Source organism: Cupriavidus sp. 86D6 (assembly GCF_057815095.1).
Window position 1 is genome coordinate 72,602 of sequence record NZ_JBYPSB010000004.1, and the last position, 14,879, is coordinate 87,480.

General features: G+C 67.0%; 12 protein-coding genes. 10 read left to right on the top strand and 2 right to left on the bottom strand.

Annotated features, from left to right (window positions below; all coding sequences use genetic code 11):
- Positions 1-87 precede the first annotated feature (87 nt).
- Complete coding sequence (locus AC3G88_RS11485; RefSeq protein ID WP_488772875.1) at positions 88-1,044, bottom strand: helix-turn-helix transcriptional regulator; 957 nt, start codon at positions 1,042-1,044, stop codon at positions 88-90.
- Between the two features lie 248 nt (positions 1,045-1,292).
- Between AC3G88_RS11485 and AC3G88_RS11490 the strand changes: the two genes are divergently transcribed.
- The 8 genes from AC3G88_RS11490 (at position 1,293) to AC3G88_RS11525 (ending at position 10,993) form a co-directional block, all read left to right on the top strand.
- Positions 1,293-3,005, top strand: a complete 1,713-nt coding sequence (locus AC3G88_RS11490; RefSeq protein ID WP_488772876.1) for a benzoate-CoA ligase family protein — start codon at positions 1,293-1,295, stop codon at positions 3,003-3,005.
- Between the two features lie 72 nt (positions 3,006-3,077).
- Positions 3,078-3,893 carry an alpha/beta fold hydrolase gene (locus tag AC3G88_RS11495; RefSeq protein ID WP_488893401.1) on the top strand — a complete coding sequence of 272 codons (816 nt, stop codon included), beginning with the start codon at positions 3,078-3,080 and terminating at the stop codon, positions 3,891-3,893.
- Between the two features lie 76 nt (positions 3,894-3,969).
- Positions 3,970-5,187 (top strand): ABC transporter substrate-binding protein, encoded by a 1,218-nt coding sequence (locus tag AC3G88_RS11500; protein ID WP_488772878.1) that lies wholly within the window; start codon positions 3,970-3,972, stop codon positions 5,185-5,187.
- Positions 5,188-5,263: 76 nt separating this feature from the next.
- Positions 5,264-6,130, top strand: coding sequence for a branched-chain amino acid ABC transporter permease (locus tag AC3G88_RS11505; RefSeq protein WP_066738371.1), 867 nt, complete (start codon positions 5,264-5,266; stop codon positions 6,128-6,130).
- 13 nt (positions 6,131-6,143) lie between these two features.
- Positions 6,144-7,208, top strand: a complete 1,065-nt coding sequence (locus AC3G88_RS11510; protein ID WP_488893402.1) for a branched-chain amino acid ABC transporter permease — start codon at positions 6,144-6,146, stop codon at positions 7,206-7,208.
- Positions 7,205-7,996, top strand: a complete 792-nt coding sequence (locus AC3G88_RS11515; protein ID WP_488772880.1) for an ABC transporter ATP-binding protein — start codon at positions 7,205-7,207, stop codon at positions 7,994-7,996. Before AC3G88_RS11510 ends, AC3G88_RS11515 begins: the two co-directional genes overlap by 4 nt.
- On the top strand, positions 7,993-8,709 hold the full coding sequence (locus AC3G88_RS11520; RefSeq protein WP_153948110.1) for an ABC transporter ATP-binding protein: 717 nt from the start codon (positions 7,993-7,995) through the stop codon (positions 8,707-8,709). Before AC3G88_RS11515 ends, AC3G88_RS11520 begins: the two co-directional genes overlap by 4 nt.
- Before the next feature lie 382 nt (positions 8,710-9,091).
- Positions 9,092-10,993, top strand: coding sequence for a potassium transporter Kup (locus tag AC3G88_RS11525; protein ID WP_400392952.1), 1,902 nt, complete (start codon positions 9,092-9,094; stop codon positions 10,991-10,993).
- Positions 10,994-11,091: 98 nt separating this feature from the next.
- On the opposite strand, the gene AC3G88_RS11530 is transcribed toward AC3G88_RS11525, so the two are convergent.
- Positions 11,092-13,455, bottom strand: a complete 2,364-nt coding sequence (locus AC3G88_RS11530; RefSeq protein ID WP_488772881.1) for a Tex family protein — start codon at positions 13,453-13,455, stop codon at positions 11,092-11,094.
- 177 nt (positions 13,456-13,632) lie between these two features.
- Between AC3G88_RS11530 and AC3G88_RS11535 the strand changes: the two genes are divergently transcribed.
- Positions 13,633-14,439: a hypothetical protein gene (locus AC3G88_RS11535; protein ID WP_488893403.1), complete on the top strand. Its 807-nt coding sequence runs from the start codon at positions 13,633-13,635 to the stop codon at positions 14,437-14,439.
- 58 nt (positions 14,440-14,497) lie between these two features.
- A complete protein-coding gene (locus tag AC3G88_RS11540; RefSeq protein ID WP_029050639.1) occupies positions 14,498-14,701 on the top strand; it encodes a DUF465 domain-containing protein in 204 nt (67 codons plus the stop codon).
- Positions 14,702-14,879: the final 178 nt, after the last annotated feature.

Genomic DNA, 14,879 nt, shown 5'->3' on the forward strand with positions numbered 1-14,879 from the left:
TATAGTGCATCGCCACGGACGATGCAAGCCCCGCACGCGCTGGAAATCTTCCCGTTGGCCCCCGACCGTCCGCGGCGGCAGGCAGGTCTAGTGGCGAAGCTGGCGCAGTTGGGCCTGGAGCGCCTGCAGCGACGACGCGGCGTCCTGGCCGCTGGTGTCGATCGACACGTCCGCGCGCGAATAGAGCGGGGTGCGCGCCTGCAGGATGCGGCGCAGGTCGGTCATGGCTTCGCGGTTGCCTTCCATCGGGCGCATGTCGCCCTGGGCGACCACGCGTGCCATATGTTCCTCCGGCGACGTCCGTACCCAGACTGTCAGGCACCGCGACAGCAGCAGGTTGAAGGTGGCGGGTTCCGATACCAGGCTGCCCGGCGTAGCCAGCACCATCGTGTCGTGCTCGCGCAGCACACGTTCGAGCGCGCGCATTTCATAGCGCCGGTAGGCCGCCTGGCCATAGAGCGAGTGGATCTCTGACAGGCTGGCGCCGGCCTCCTGCTCGATCGCCACGTTCAGTTCGACGAACGGCATGCCTTCGGCGGCCGCCAGCGCGCGGCCGATCGTGGATTTGCCGGCGCCGCGCAGCCCGATCAGCGCAATGCGGCGATGCCGCGCGTCGCGCGATTCCGCTGGCGACAACGCTTGCTGCGCCGCCTCGCGCACGCGCGCCAGATCGCTGGCGGGCAGTTGTGCCAGCCATTGCACCAGTTGCGAGAATTCGGCGGCCGCGGGGTCGCCGTGCCCGGTGGCGTGGCCGTCCACCTCGGCCAGTACCACGGGCAGCGGCACGTCCAGCGCGCGAGCAACCTGGCGCAGCAACAGCACCGAGGCATTGCCGGTGCCGGTTTCCAGATTGGCCAGGTAGCGTTCCGAGACATCGGCGCCGCGTGCCAGGTCCTTGCGCGACATCCCGCGCGCCGCGCGCAACGAACGGATGCGTTCGCCAAGCTGCGTCAGATAGGGGTCGCGCTCGCCCGTGGCGCGGGGCTCCGCGCGCGGGTCGGCGCGGTCGTCAGGAGGCAGGAGCGTGTCGGGGTCGCGACGCATGCTGGTATGGAGAATGGTCCGTTGGATCGGGCGACGCATTATACGGACACGGCATGCGTGCGAGTGCATGGTCGCTTCGGCTATATAGTGCATACCCTTGCTTGCATAATAGTCGATATGAAATAAAATGCATCGACATCACGGCGGCGCTGCGCGTGGCTGTCGGTACAAGAAGACAAACTGCTGGAAGCCATACCAGACCGCGTGCTGTGGCTGGCGACGATCCGGGTGGTCAGAGGAGTGGAGACATGACGCCCCCGATCCCTAGCACCGCGGCTGCCGGCACGGCAGCGCAGGCGGTGTCCCCGGCTGTATCCCCGGCTGCATCGATGGCATCGGCTGGCGAGGCGCCCGGCTCGGCAACCGCGACGGCCGCCTTCGCCGTGACCGCGCTGCCCGCCCGCTACAACGCCGCCGACGACCTGCTCGCGCGCCACCGGCAGGCCGGGCGGGGCGGCAAGCTCGCCTATATCGACGACACCACGACGCTGACCTTTGCCGAACTGGACGATCGCTGCCGCCGCTTTGCCGGCGCGCTGCACCGGGCCGGGTTCCGCCGCGAGGAGCGCGTCCTGCTGTGCGCGCTCGATACGATCGACTTTCCCACGGTATTTCTGGGCTGCCTGCTGGCTGGCGTGGTGCCGGTGGCCGTCAACACCCTGCTGACGGTCGACGACTACGCGTACATGCTGGCGCACAGCGGCGCCCGGGCCGTGGTGGTGTCGGCGCCGCTGCTCGGCACGATGCAGGCCGCCATCGACAAGGCCGGGCTTGCGCCCGACGTGATCGTGGCCGCGCCCGGGACGGCGCCGATGGCCGACGCACCGGGCCCCACCGTCGCCAGCATGGTGGCCGGTGCCGATCCCGCGCCCACCGTAGCCGCCACGGGCCCCGACGACATGGCGTTCTGGCTGTATTCGTCGGGCTCGACGGGCCGCCCCAAGGGCACGGTCCATACCCACGGCAACCTGTTCCACACGGCCGATCTGTACGGGCGCCGGGTGCTGGGCATCCGCGAAGACGACGTGGTGTTCTCGGCCGCCAAGCTGTTCTTTGCCTATGGGCTGGGCAATGCGCTGACGTTTCCGCTGTCGGTGGGGGCCACCACGGTGCTGATGGCCGAGCGGCCGACGCCCCAGGCGGTATTCCAGCGCCTTGTCAAGCATCGGCCGACCGTCTTCTGCGGGGTGCCGACGCTGTTCGCGGGCATGCTGGCCGCCCCCGACCTGCCGCCGCGCGCCGATGTGGCGATGCGGGTCTGCACATCGGCCGGCGAGGCGCTGCCGCGCGATATCGGCGACCGTTTCCTGGGGCATTTCGGCTGCGACATTCTCGACGGCATCGGCTCCACCGAGATGCTGCACATCTTCCTGTCGAACCGGCCGGGCGAAGTGCGCTACGGAACCACGGGCCGCCCGGTGCCGGGCTATGAACTGAAGCTGCTCGACGAACAGGGCGAGCCGTGCGCGCCGGGCGAAATTGGCGACCTGTTTATCAAGGGGCCGTCGGCCGCGCTGATGTACTGGTGCAATCGCGACAAGAGCCGCGATACCTTCGTGGGCGCCTGGACGCGCAGCGGCGACAAGTATGTCTGCGATGCCGACGGCTACTACACCTACGCGGGCCGCAGCGACGACATGCTGAAGGTCGGTGGCATCTATGTGTCGCCGTTCGAGGTGGAGGCCGTGCTGGCCCAGCATCCGGCGGTACTGGAGGCGGCCGTGATCGGCGTGCCCGATGGCGACGACCTGATCAAGCCGAAGGCCTTCGTGGTGCTGCGCCCGGGCCAGCAATGGCACGACGGCATGGCCGCCGAACTGCAGGCTTTCGTCAAGGCCAAGCTGGCGCCGTACAAGTATCCGCGGCAGATCGAATGCGTGGACGAGTTGCCGAAGACGGCCACCGGCAAGATTCAGCGATTCCGCTTGCGCCAGCGCGAGGAAGCCGCGCGGCAGTCGTGAGGTATCGTTGACGGCGTGTGACCGGGCAGTCGGCCTGGCGGGCGCGGGCAGGCGTGGTGAAGGGGTAGTGACATGGGTAGCGAACTGGTTCGGATTCCGTTCGACGGGCGGCAGATCGACGTCGAGTACCAATGGCTGAGGCCGGCACGCACGCGGCGGCCGCTGGTGGTGTTCCTGCACGAGGGACTGGGCTCGATCAGCATGTGGCGCGACTTTCCGCGCCAGTTCTGCGACGCCGGCGATTTCCGGGGCCTGGTGTTCTCGCGCTACGGCTACGGGCGTTCCTCCGCGCGGCCGCATGATGAAAAATGGGGTGTCGATTTCATGCACCGCCAGGCTCGCGAGGCGTTGCCGGCGCTGTTCGATGCGCTGGGCATCGGCCCCGGCCGCCAGCATGGCAGGCCGTGGATGCTGGGCCACAGCGACGGCGGGTCGATCGCGCTGATCTACGCGGCAAGCTTTCCTGATGGCGTGGACGGCCTGACCGTGCTGGCGCCCCACATCTTTGTCGAGGACCTGTCGGTGCGCAGCATCGCCACCACGCGCGATACCTACCGGCACACCGATCTGCGCGCCCGCCTGGCGCGCCACCATGCCGACGTCGATTCGGCGTTCTGGGGCTGGAACGATATCTGGCTCAACCCGGAATTTCGCCATTTCGACCTGCGCCCGTTGCTGGACGGCATCCGCTGCCCGGTGCTGGCCGTGCAGGGCGAGGACGACGAGTACGGCACCATGGCCCAGATCGAGGGTATCCAGCGATATGCCCCGCAAACGGTACTGCTTAAACTCGCGCGCTGTGGGCATTCGCCGCACCGTGACCAGGCGGGTGCATTGACGGCGGCGACCGCGGCGTTTATAACGGCAAATACTTCAATCCTAAAATAATTGGCGGCGACAGCCGGGCCGGCACCGGTCCGGTGCGCGCGGCGCCACCGGCTTCAGACCACCAGGAGGAGATTCCATGCATCGCAATGCATTGCGCAGGCTGCTGCACGCGCGTCGTCTGTCTGTCGTCACCTTGGCCGCCAGCGCGCTGCTGGCCACCGGCGGCGCCGCCCTGGCCCAGACCGCGCCGGCCGCCCCGGCCGGTGGCAAGGTCAAGGTCGGCTTCATGCTGCCGTACACGGGCACCTATGCGGCGCTGGGCACGGCCATCGAGAACGGCTTCCGGATGTATGTGCAGCAGCAGGGCGGCAAGCTGGGCGGGCGCGACGTGGAGTACTTCAAGGTGGACGATGAATCGGATCCGGCCAAGGCACCGGAAAACGCCACCAAGCTGATCCGGCGCGATCAGGTGGATGTGGTGGTCGGCACCGTGCATTCGGGCGTGCAGATGGGCATCGTCAAGGTGGCCAAGGAAAACAACACGCTGCTGATCATCCCCAATGCGGGCGTGGACGAAGCCACGGGCCCGCTGTGCGGCCCCAATATCTTCCGGTCGTCGTTCTCGAACTGGCAGCCCGGCTATGCCATGGGCCACGTGCTGGCCGATCGTGGCATGAAGAAGGTGGTCACGCTCACCTGGAAGTACGCGGCCGGCGAGCAGTCGGTCAAGGGCTTCAAGGAGGCCTTCGAGGCCAAGGGCGGCAAGGTGGTCAAGGAACTGAGCCTGCCGTTCCCGAACGTCGAGTTCCAGGCGCTGATCACCGAAGTGGCGTCGCTCAAGCCGGACGCCGTGTTCGTGTTCTTTGCCGGCGGCGGTGCGGTCAAGTTCGTCAAGGACTGGCAGGCAGCCGGGCTGAAGGACAAGATCCCGCTCTACGGTTCGGGCTTCCTGACCGATGGCACGCTGGAGGCGCAGGGCGCCGCCGCCCAGGGGCTGGAGACCACGCTGCACTACGCCGATGGCCTGAACAACGCGCGCGACAAGGCCTTCCGCCTGGACTACGCCAAGACCTACAAGCTGCAGCCGGACGTCTACGCGGTGCAGGGCTACGACGCCGCACAGCTGCTGGCCGCCGGCGCCAACGCGGTGAAGGGCGACATGACGCGCAAGCCGGACATCATCAAGGCCATGGAAGCGGCCAGGGTGGACAGCCCGCGCGGCGCGTTCACGTTGTCGAAGGCACACAACCCGGTGCAGGACTTCTACCTTCGCCGCGTGGATGGCCGCGAGAACAAGGTCAGCGCCGTGGCAGTGAAGGCGCTGGCCGATCCGGCGCGCGGCTGCCGCATCTGAACCGGCGCGGCCACAGGCGTTCCGCCCAGCCACCCACGGCACCCACGACCCACCATACGGCACGGCCGGTTTCACGATGGACATCGTTTCCTTCCTCATCCAGTGCCTGAACAGCGTGCAGTACGGCCTGCTGCTGTTCCTGGTGGCCAGCGGGCTGACGCTGATCTTCGGCATCATGGGCGTGATCAACCTGGCCCATGGCAGCTTCTACATGCTGGGGGCCTACCTGGCGTTCACGCTGGCCAGCCTGACCGGCAACCTGTTTATCGCGCTGCCGCTGGGCATCGTGCTGGCCGTGCTGTTCGGCTACCTGCTCGAATGGGCGTTCTTCAGCTACCTGTACCAGCGTGACCACCTGCAGCAGGTGCTGATGACGTACGGGCTGATCCTGGTCTTCGAGGAACTGCGCAGCATCCTGGTGGGCGACGACGTCCATGGCGTGCCGGTGCCCGCGCTGCTGGACGGGGCCCTGCCGATCGGCAACGACATGACCTATCCGGTGTACCGGCTGTTCATTTCGGCGGTCTGCCTGCTCGTGGCAGGCGCGATGTACTACGTGATCCGCCGCACGCGGGTGGGCATGATGATCCGCGCCGGCGCCACCAACCGCGAGATGGTGCAGTCGCTCGGCATCAATGTGACGGTGCTGTACCGCTTCGTGTTCGCGCTGGGCGTGGCGCTGGCCGTGCTGGCGGGGATGATCGCGTCGCCGGTGTCGTCGGTGTACCCGGGCATGGGCGGGCAGGTGCTGATCATCTGCTTCGTGGTGGTGGTGATTGGCGGAATCGGGTCGGTCAAGGGGGCGCTGGTGGCCTCGCTGCTGATCGGCTTTGTCGACACGTTCGGCAAGGTGTTCTGGCAGGACGCCGCCGGCGTGCTGGTGTACCTGCTGATGGCCGTGATCCTGCTGTGGAAGCCGCAAGGGCTGTTCCGCGCGGGTTGAGCAGGAAGGGAACATGCAAACCGACATCTCGACAACCGCGCCCCAGGCAGTGCGGCGCCCCGCGTGGCTGGCCGCGCTGGGCTGGGCCATCGCGCTGGCCGTGCTGTGCGCCGCGCCGCTGGTGCTGACCGCCGACAGCCACAAGTACTACATCGAGCTGCTCAGCAAGGTGATGATCATGGCGATCTTCGCGCTGTCGCTGCAGTTGCTGATCGGCTACACCGGGCTGGTGAGCCTTGGACACGCGGCGTATTTCGCCATGGCGGCCTATGCCACCGCCATGCTGGCGCCCCAGAGCGGCGCGGGCAACGGCTGGCTGCTGTTGCTGGGCGCGGTGGGCGCGGCGGGCGCGCTGGCCCTGGTGGTGGGTACGCTGGTGCTGCGCACGCGCGGCATCTACTTCATCATGGTCACGCTGGCCTTTGCCCAGATGGTGTATTTCGTGTTCCACGACACCAAGATCGCCGGGGGCAGCGATGGCACCTATATCTACTTCCGGCCCGAATTCGGCCTGTTCTCGGAACTGCCGCTCACGGTGAACGATCCGGTGCGCTTCTACTGGCTGGTGCTGGCCGCGCTGGTGCTGACCGTGGCGCTGCTGGCGTTGCTGCTGCGCTCGCGTTTCGGCCACGCGCTGGTGGGCATTCGCCATAACGAGCAGCGCATGCGCGCGGCCGGCTTTGGCACCTATCGCTATCAGCTGGGCGCCTTCGTGGCGGGCGGCATGCTGGCCGGGCTGGCGGGATTCCTGTATGCGATCCAGTTCGGCTTCGTGAACCCGGAGATTGCGTCGTGGCACCAGTCGGGCAATGCCATGCTGATGGTGATCCTGGGCGGCGTGGGCAGCCTGGCCGGGGCCGTGCTGGGAGCGTTCTCGTTCGTGCTGCTGGCCGAGTGGTTCGGCACGCTGACCCGGCACTGGCAACTGCTGATGGGCGGCTTCATCATCGTCGCGGTGGCGCTGCTGCCGCGCGGGCTGGTGAGCGTGCCGGCGGTGCTGCGCCAGCGTGGGCCGCGCCGCGCGCGCCGCCATGCCGGCGCGGCGGACCCCAACGCGCAGAGCCGGGAGGCCGTATGAACCATTCCACATCGGCGCCGGTGATGCAGGCCGAGATGCTGTCGCGCCGCTTTGGCGGCCTGACGGCGGTCAACCAGGTGGACCTGTCGCTGCACCTCAATGAAATCCACGCCGTGATCGGTACGAACGGCGCCGGCAAGTCGACGCTGATCAACCTGCTGTCCGGCGAGCTGCCGCCGTCCGAAGGCCGGCTCTATCTGCAGGGGCACGAGGTCACCGGCTGGGCGCAACCAAGGCTGGCGCGCCACGGGGTGGGGCGCAGCTACCAGCGCAACAATATCTTCCTGCCGCTGACCGTGCGCGAGAACTGCCGGCTGGCCGCCCAGTCGCGCGCCCAGCGTGCGTGGCGGCTATGGGAATCCGCTCAAGGCTGCCGCACCAGCCGGGCGCTGGCCGACGAGGCGCTGGAGCGCGCGGGGCTGGCGCAGCATGCGGGCCGCGTGGCCAGCGAACTGGCCCACGGCCAGAAGCGGCAGCTGGAAGTGGCGATGTGCCTGGCCACCGAGCCCGTGGCGCTGCTGCTGGACGAACCGCTGGCCGGCATGGGTGCCGAGGAATCGGCCCGCATGCTCGACCTGCTGCGCGGCCTGCGCGAAGGGCACGCGATCCTGCTGGTCGAACACGACATGGAGGCCGTGTTCGCCGTGGCCGACCGCATCACGGTCATGGTCAACGGCACGGTCATCGCATCGGGCGATCCGGCCAGCATCCGCGCCAATCGCGAGGTACAGCTGGCCTACCTGGGCGAAGAGGACGAGATGGGCCAGCGGCAGGAGGCCGGCGCATGAGCACCAACGCCATCATCGACGCCAGCGGCGTCAACGCCTGGTATGGATCGAGCCACGTGCTGCGTGGCATCGACTTCCATGTCAACGCGGGCGAGACCGTCGGGCTGCTGGGCCGCAACGGCATGGGCAAGAGCACGCTGCTGCGTACGCTGCTGGGCCATGTCCGCGAACGCGCCGGTACGATCCGCGTGGCTGGCCGCGAGATGTCGCGCGCCCGGCCGCACGAGGTGGCCCGGCTTGGCATCGCCTACGTCCCAGAAGGGCGTGGCATTTTTCCGAATCTGAGCGTGCGCGAGAACCTGGTGATGGCGGCGCGGGCCGGCTGCGGCGGCCGCAAGGACTGGGACGAGGCACGCGTGCTCGACCTGTTTCCGCGACTCAAGGAACGGCTATCCCATGGTGGGCAGCAACTGTCCGGCGGCGAGCAGCAGATGCTGTCGATCGGCCGCGCGCTGATGACCAACCCCGACTGCCTGATCCTGGATGAGGCTACCGAGGGGCTGGCGCCGCGCATCGTCCACGAGATCTGGAACGTGATTGCCACCGTGCGGGGGACCGGCATCGCGTCGATCGTGGTCGATCGCAATTACCGGGCGGTGCTGTCGCATGCCGACCGCGTGGTCGTCCTCGAAAAAGGGCAGGTGGTCATGGCGGGGCCCGCCGCCAGCCTGGCCGCCACGCCGGCGGCGCTGGACCGCTACCTGGGCGTCTGACCGTCCGACGCCTGTTTGAAAAAGTAACGTATCAGACATTTGGTGTCGTGCCGTCACAACGTGCCGAGGGTGGGTGATCCCACGGTGCCGGCATCGGCGGGGCTTGACCATGCCCGGCTTCTTTCCCATGCTTGATCGGTCGTGCCCCGTGACGTCGGCATTTCCATAGTGGTCGCCGCACGACACTTCATCTAGAATGCGCGCGTTTGTGCATCGCAATAGAAACTGAGAAGGCCAACACGCCCCATCGGGGACCGGAGCCGCTAGCGTGAGAGAAATCGTGCCTGATGAAGCACTTTGGAGGGACTGTCCGTCTGGCGCCATGCCAGGGCAGCCAAAGGCAGGCACGGGAGGCGCGAGCCGGTTCACCTGACCCAATTCCATGACCCAATCCGCAACCACCAGCCATTATTTCGTCGAAAGCCAGAGCACCCGTGCGCTCGTGATCGGCGCGATCGGCGTCGTCTTTGGCGACATCGGTACCAGCCCCCTGTATTCGCTGAAGGAGTGTTTCAGCAAGGACCACGGCATCCCGTTCAGCCCCGAAGCGGTGCTGGGCATCATCTCGCTGCTGTTCTGGGCGATGATCGTCGTCGTGTCGATCAAGTACGTGCTCTTTGTGATGCGCGCCGACAACAACGGCGAGGGCGGCGTGCTGGCGCTGATGGCGCTGGCGCTGCGAACCGCGGCCCCAAGGTCGCGCATGGCCCGGCTGATCATGATGTCAGCCATTTTCGGCGCCTGCATGTTCTATGGCGATGCGGTGATCACGCCGGCCATCTCGGTGCTGTCGGCCGTGGAAGGGCTGGAGATTGCCGCGCCGGCGCTGTCGCACTTCGTGATCCCGATCACGCTGTCCATCCTGTGCGTGCTGTTCTTTATCCAGCGCCACGGCACCAGCGCCGTGGGCAAGCTGTTCGGGCCGATCATGGTGGTGTGGTTCCTGGCGCTGGGCGGGCTGGGCATCCTGCATCTGGTGCAGGCGCCGGACATCCTCAAGGCCATCAATCCCTGGTACGGCATTTCGTTCCTGATCGAGCACTCGCTGCTGGCGTTCATCGTGCTGGGCAGCGTGTTCCTGGTCCTGACGGGCGCCGAGGCCCTGTATATCGACATGGGCCACTTCGGCGCCAAGCCCATCCGCTATGGCTGGTTCGCCCTGGTGATGCCCTGCCTGATGCTGAACTACTTCGGCCAGGGCGCGCTGCTGCTGGGCAATCCGCAAGCCATCGAGAATCCGTTCTACCTGATGGTGCCGGAAATGCTGCAGTTGCCGATGGTGCTGCTGGCCACGGCGGCCACGGTGATCGCGTCGCAGGCGGTCATCTCGGGCGCGTTCTCGCTGACCAGCCAGGCCATCCAGCTGGGATTCCTGCCGCGCATGCGCATCCTGTACACGTCGGCGGCGGAAATCGGCCAGATCTACCTGCCCGTGATCAACTGGGCGCTGCTGGTGCTGGTGATCGCCGTGGTGCTGTCGTTCCGCAAGTCGGAAAACCTGGCCGCCGCCTACGGCATTGCGGTAACCACGACGATGCTGATCACGACGTTCCTGGCGGTCATCGTCATGCGCCGGTTCTGGAAGTGGAACCGGGTGCTGGTGACGCTGCTTGGCGCATCGTTCCTGATCGTAGACCTGTCGTTTTTCGCGGCCAACCTGCTCAAGGTGGCCGAAGGCGGCTGGTTCCCGCTGCTGATGGGCAGCACGGCGTTCTTCCTGCTGATGACCTGGCACAGCGGCCGCAAGCTGCTGCGCGCGCGCAGCCTCGAAGACGGCATTCCGCTGGAGCCGTTCATCGCCGGCCTGCTGGCCCATCCGCCGCATCGCGTGGAAGGCACGGCGGTGTTCCTGACCGGCAGTACCGAATCGGTGCCGGTGTCGCTGCTGCACAACCTCAAGCACAACCGCGTGCTGCACGAGCGCGTGGTGTTCCTGAGCTTTGTCACGCGTGACATTCCGTACGTGGACGACGACCACCGCCTGACCTGCAAGGACCTGGGCGGCGGCGTGTTCATCCTGGCGTCGGAGTACGGCTTCAAGGAAACGCCAGACGTGAACCGCGTGCTCGACCTGGCGCAGCGCAAGCTCGACATGCACTTCGAACTGATGGAGACCTCGTTCTTCATCGCGCGCGAGACGGTGATTCCGTCCAAGCTGCCCGGCATGTCGATGTGGCGTGAGCGGCTCTTTGCCTGGATGCATCAGAACGGCGCCAAGCCGTCAGACTTCTTCTCGATTCCGGCCAACCGGGTGGTGGAGCTGGGTACCAAGGTAGAAATCTGAGCCGGCTTGCTGACCGAGCCATAAAAAAACGCCCCGCATCGAGCGGGGCGTTTTTCGTTCTGGCGTGCGTTGCCGGGGTTGCCGGCGTGGCCGGTGGCTTAACGCTTCAGCTTGGCAAAGGCCGCGGCCATGGCGCCTTGCGTTTCGGGTTCGCGGCGGGCGTTGCCGCCGACGCCACGGTTGCCACCGTTGCTGCGCTGGCCCCGATCGGCCGGGCGGTCGCCGCCGCCGGCTCGGGCGGCCTGCTGGCCGGGTTCGTCGTCCAGGCGCATGGTCAGGCCGATACGGTTTCGCTTGACGTCCACTTCCATGACCTTGACCTTGACGATCTGACCGGCCTTGACCACTTCGTGCGCGTCCTTGACGAACTTCGTGGACAGCGCCGAGATGTGGACCAGTCCGTCCTGATGCACGCCGATGTCGACGAACGCACCAAAGGCTGCCACGTTCGTGACCACGCCTTCCAGGATCATGCCCGGCTGCAGGTCCTTCACGTCTTCCACGCCTTCCTGGAAGGTGGCGGTCTTGAACTCGGGGCGCGGGTCGCGGCCCGGCTTTTCCAGTTCGGTCAGGATGTCGCGCACGGTCGGCAGGCCGAACTTGTCGTCGGCAAACTGCTGCGGCGACAGGCCACGCAGGCTCTCGCGGTTGCCCATCACGTCCGGCAGGCCCTTCTTGATGTGGTCCAGGATCTTCTGCACCACCGGGTAGGCTTCCGGGTGCACCGACGAACGGTCCAGCGGGTTGTCCCCATTGTTGATGCGCAGGAAGCCGGCGGCCTGCTCGAACGTCTTGTCGCCCAGGCGCGGCACCTTTTTCAGCGATTCACGATTGCTGAATGCACCGTTGGCATCTCGGAATTCGACGATATTGCGCGCCAGCACCGAATTCAGGCCCGACACGCGCGCCAGCAGCGGGGCGGATGCGGTGTTCACGTCCACGCCCACCGCGTTCACGCAGTCTTCCACCACGGCGTCCAGCGCGCGGGCCAGTTCACGCTGGTTCACGTCGTGCTGGTACTGGCCCACGCCGATCGACTTGGGATCGATCTTGACCAGCTCGGCCAGCGGGTCCTGGAGGCGGCGCGCAATCGACACCGCGCCGCGCAGCGATACGTCCAGGTCCGGGAATTCCTTGGCGGCCAGTTCCGACGCCGAGTACACCGACGCGCCGGCTTCGCTGACCACGATCTTGGTCAGCTTCAGTTCCGGGGCGCTTTTTATCAGGTCCTGCACGAGCTTGTCGGTCTCGCGGCTGGCCGTGCCGTTGCCGATCGAGCAGAGCGCCACATTGTGCTGTCTGGCCAGCCGGGCCAGCGTGGCCAGCGAACCGTTCCAGTCACGGCGCGGCTCGTGCGGGTAGATCGTGGCGGTATCGAGCAGCTTGCCGGTGCTGTCCACCACGGCGATCTTGCAGCCTGTGCGGATGCCCGGGTCGATACCCATCACTGACTTCGGGCCCGCCGGCGCGGCCAGCAGCAGTTCGTGCAGGTTGCGGCCGAACACCTTGATGGCCTCGGCCTCGGCGGTCTCGCGCAGCTGGGTCAGCAGCTCGGTTTCCAGGTGCGGCTGCACCTTGACGCGCCAGCACCAGCGGCACACGTCGGCCAGCCATTTGTCGGCCGGACGGTTGCGGTTCTCGATGCCGACATGGCGCGCAATCATGCCTTCGCACGGGTGCGGCACCATGGCGTCCTGCTCCTCGCCCAGGCCAAGCTTGACCAGCAGCACGCCTGCGTTGCGGCCGCGGAACAGCGCCAGCGCACGGTGCGACGGCACGGTACGGAGGGTCTCGCTGTACTGGTAGTAGTCGCGGAATTTCTCTTCCTCGGCGGTTTCCTTGCCTTCCATGACCGTGGACGACACCACGCCGTTGTTCCACAGGTGGTCGCGCAGCTTGCCCAGCAGCTCGGCCGTTTCGCCAAACTGCTCGGACAGGATGTCGCGGGCGCCGTCCAGTGCGGCCTTGGTGTCAGGCACGCCGCCTTCGGCGGTGGGGTTGCCATTGACGTATTTGGCGGCCTCGGCTTGCGGGTCCAGTGTGGGGTCGGCCAGCAGCGCCTGCGCCAGCGGTTCCAGGCCGCATTCGCGGGCGATCTGGGCGCGCGTGCGGCGCTTTGGCTTGTAGGGCAGGTAGAGATCTTCGAGCGTCTGCTTGGTCTCGGCGCCCTCGATGGCGGCACGCAGCTCGTCGGTCAGCTTCCCCTGTTCCTCGATCGACGCCAGGATCGTGGCGCGGCGGTCTTCCATGTCGCGCAGGTACAGCAGGCGTTCTTCGAGATTACGCAGCTGCGTATCGTCGAGGTTGCCCGTCACTTCCTTGCGGTAGCGGGCGATAAACGGCACTGTGGCACCTTCGTCCAGGAGGTCCACGGCAGCCGCCACCTGGCGCGGTTGCACGGACAGTTCGGCCGCGATCAGCGACACAATCTTTTGCAGGACGGAAGCAGGCAGATTGGACATCGAGAAAACGAGTCAGTCGAAAGCGGGGCATTGTGCCACAAGCGCGGCGCGCATCCGGTGACGGGAAGACACCTTTTACACTGTCTTTTCCGCGGCTGGCGCGGGTGGTGCCCGCACGGCACCCGGCGCCCGGTTCGCGGTGCGGTCCGAGGGGGCCCCGGATGCTAGAATCGCGGCATGATCGTCAAGCCCCTTCCGGCCGTCATGGCTCGCCCGGTTTCCATTTCCGCTTCCCCGATTGCCACGCTGGCGCTGGCCGCGCTGATGCTGGCGGCGCCGCTGGGCACCGCGCACGCGCAGGCGTCGGCACCCGCTGCCGCCCCTTCGTTCGCGCCGCCGTCGGCGCCCACTGCGGCACCCATCCCGCCGGACCCGGGCAAGCCGCGCGACTTCGAGGCCGAGCGCAAGGCCATCAATGATTCGCGCGCATGGACCAATTACCGCTTCGCGGTTGCCGAGCGCGCGTGCTACAGCAAGTTCCTGGTGACCAACTGCATCGATAAGGCCAAGGACGTCCAGCGCGAGGAACTGCACGTGCTGCGCGCCCGGGATCTGGAAGTTGGCGATGCCGAGCGGGCGTACAAGGCGGCAACGCGCGATCGCGAGCAGGCCCTGCGCCGCGCCGAATACGAGGCCGGCCAGCCGGGCCGGGCGGCCAACGAGCAGGCCAGCCGGGAAGCCTTCGAACGCAAGCAGCAGGAACAGGCGCAGCGCGATGCGCAGGCCACGGGGCAGGCGCCCCAGCGCGCGGCCAATGCCGAGGCGTACCAGAAGAAACAGGACGATTACAACGCGCGCATGAAGGAAGCCCAGCAGAAGGGCGCCGAAAGCGCGCGCCAGCGTCAGGAAAACGTCAAGACTTACGAGCAGAAGCAGGCAGACGCCGTGCAGCGCCAGAAAGACCTGGACGAGCGGCGCGCACGTGCCGAGGAGAAGCAGAAGCAGGGCGGCCAGAATTCCGGGCCGAGCCCGTTCGGGTTCTGATTCGTTGGCAGGGTCGGGCGGGGCCGCTGGCCGCCGCCCTGGAGTACGAAGGCGCACCATGGATGAAAATCTCAACACGCTGGCGCGGCAGATCATCGAGTTGCAGATCGAACACCGCGACCTCGATTTCCTGATCGACCGGCTATCCGCCGATCCCGCCCACGATGAACTGCAGCTGCGCCGCCTGAAAAAGCGCCGCCTCAAGCTCAAGGACGCGATCACCTTGCTGCAGCTGCACCTGGAACCCGATGTTCCGGCCTGACGCCCCAGCAGCGGCGCGCTGGCCGGACGATCCGGCCAACGCAAGCGCGGCACACGCACCACATATCTCCCGTGGCAGGCCCACCGGCCACGGGTATCGAAGAAAGCCCCACCTTGCCAGATCCCACTGACGACCTCCTGTCCGATGCCGCCGAGGCGCCCGATGCCCGCGAACCCGC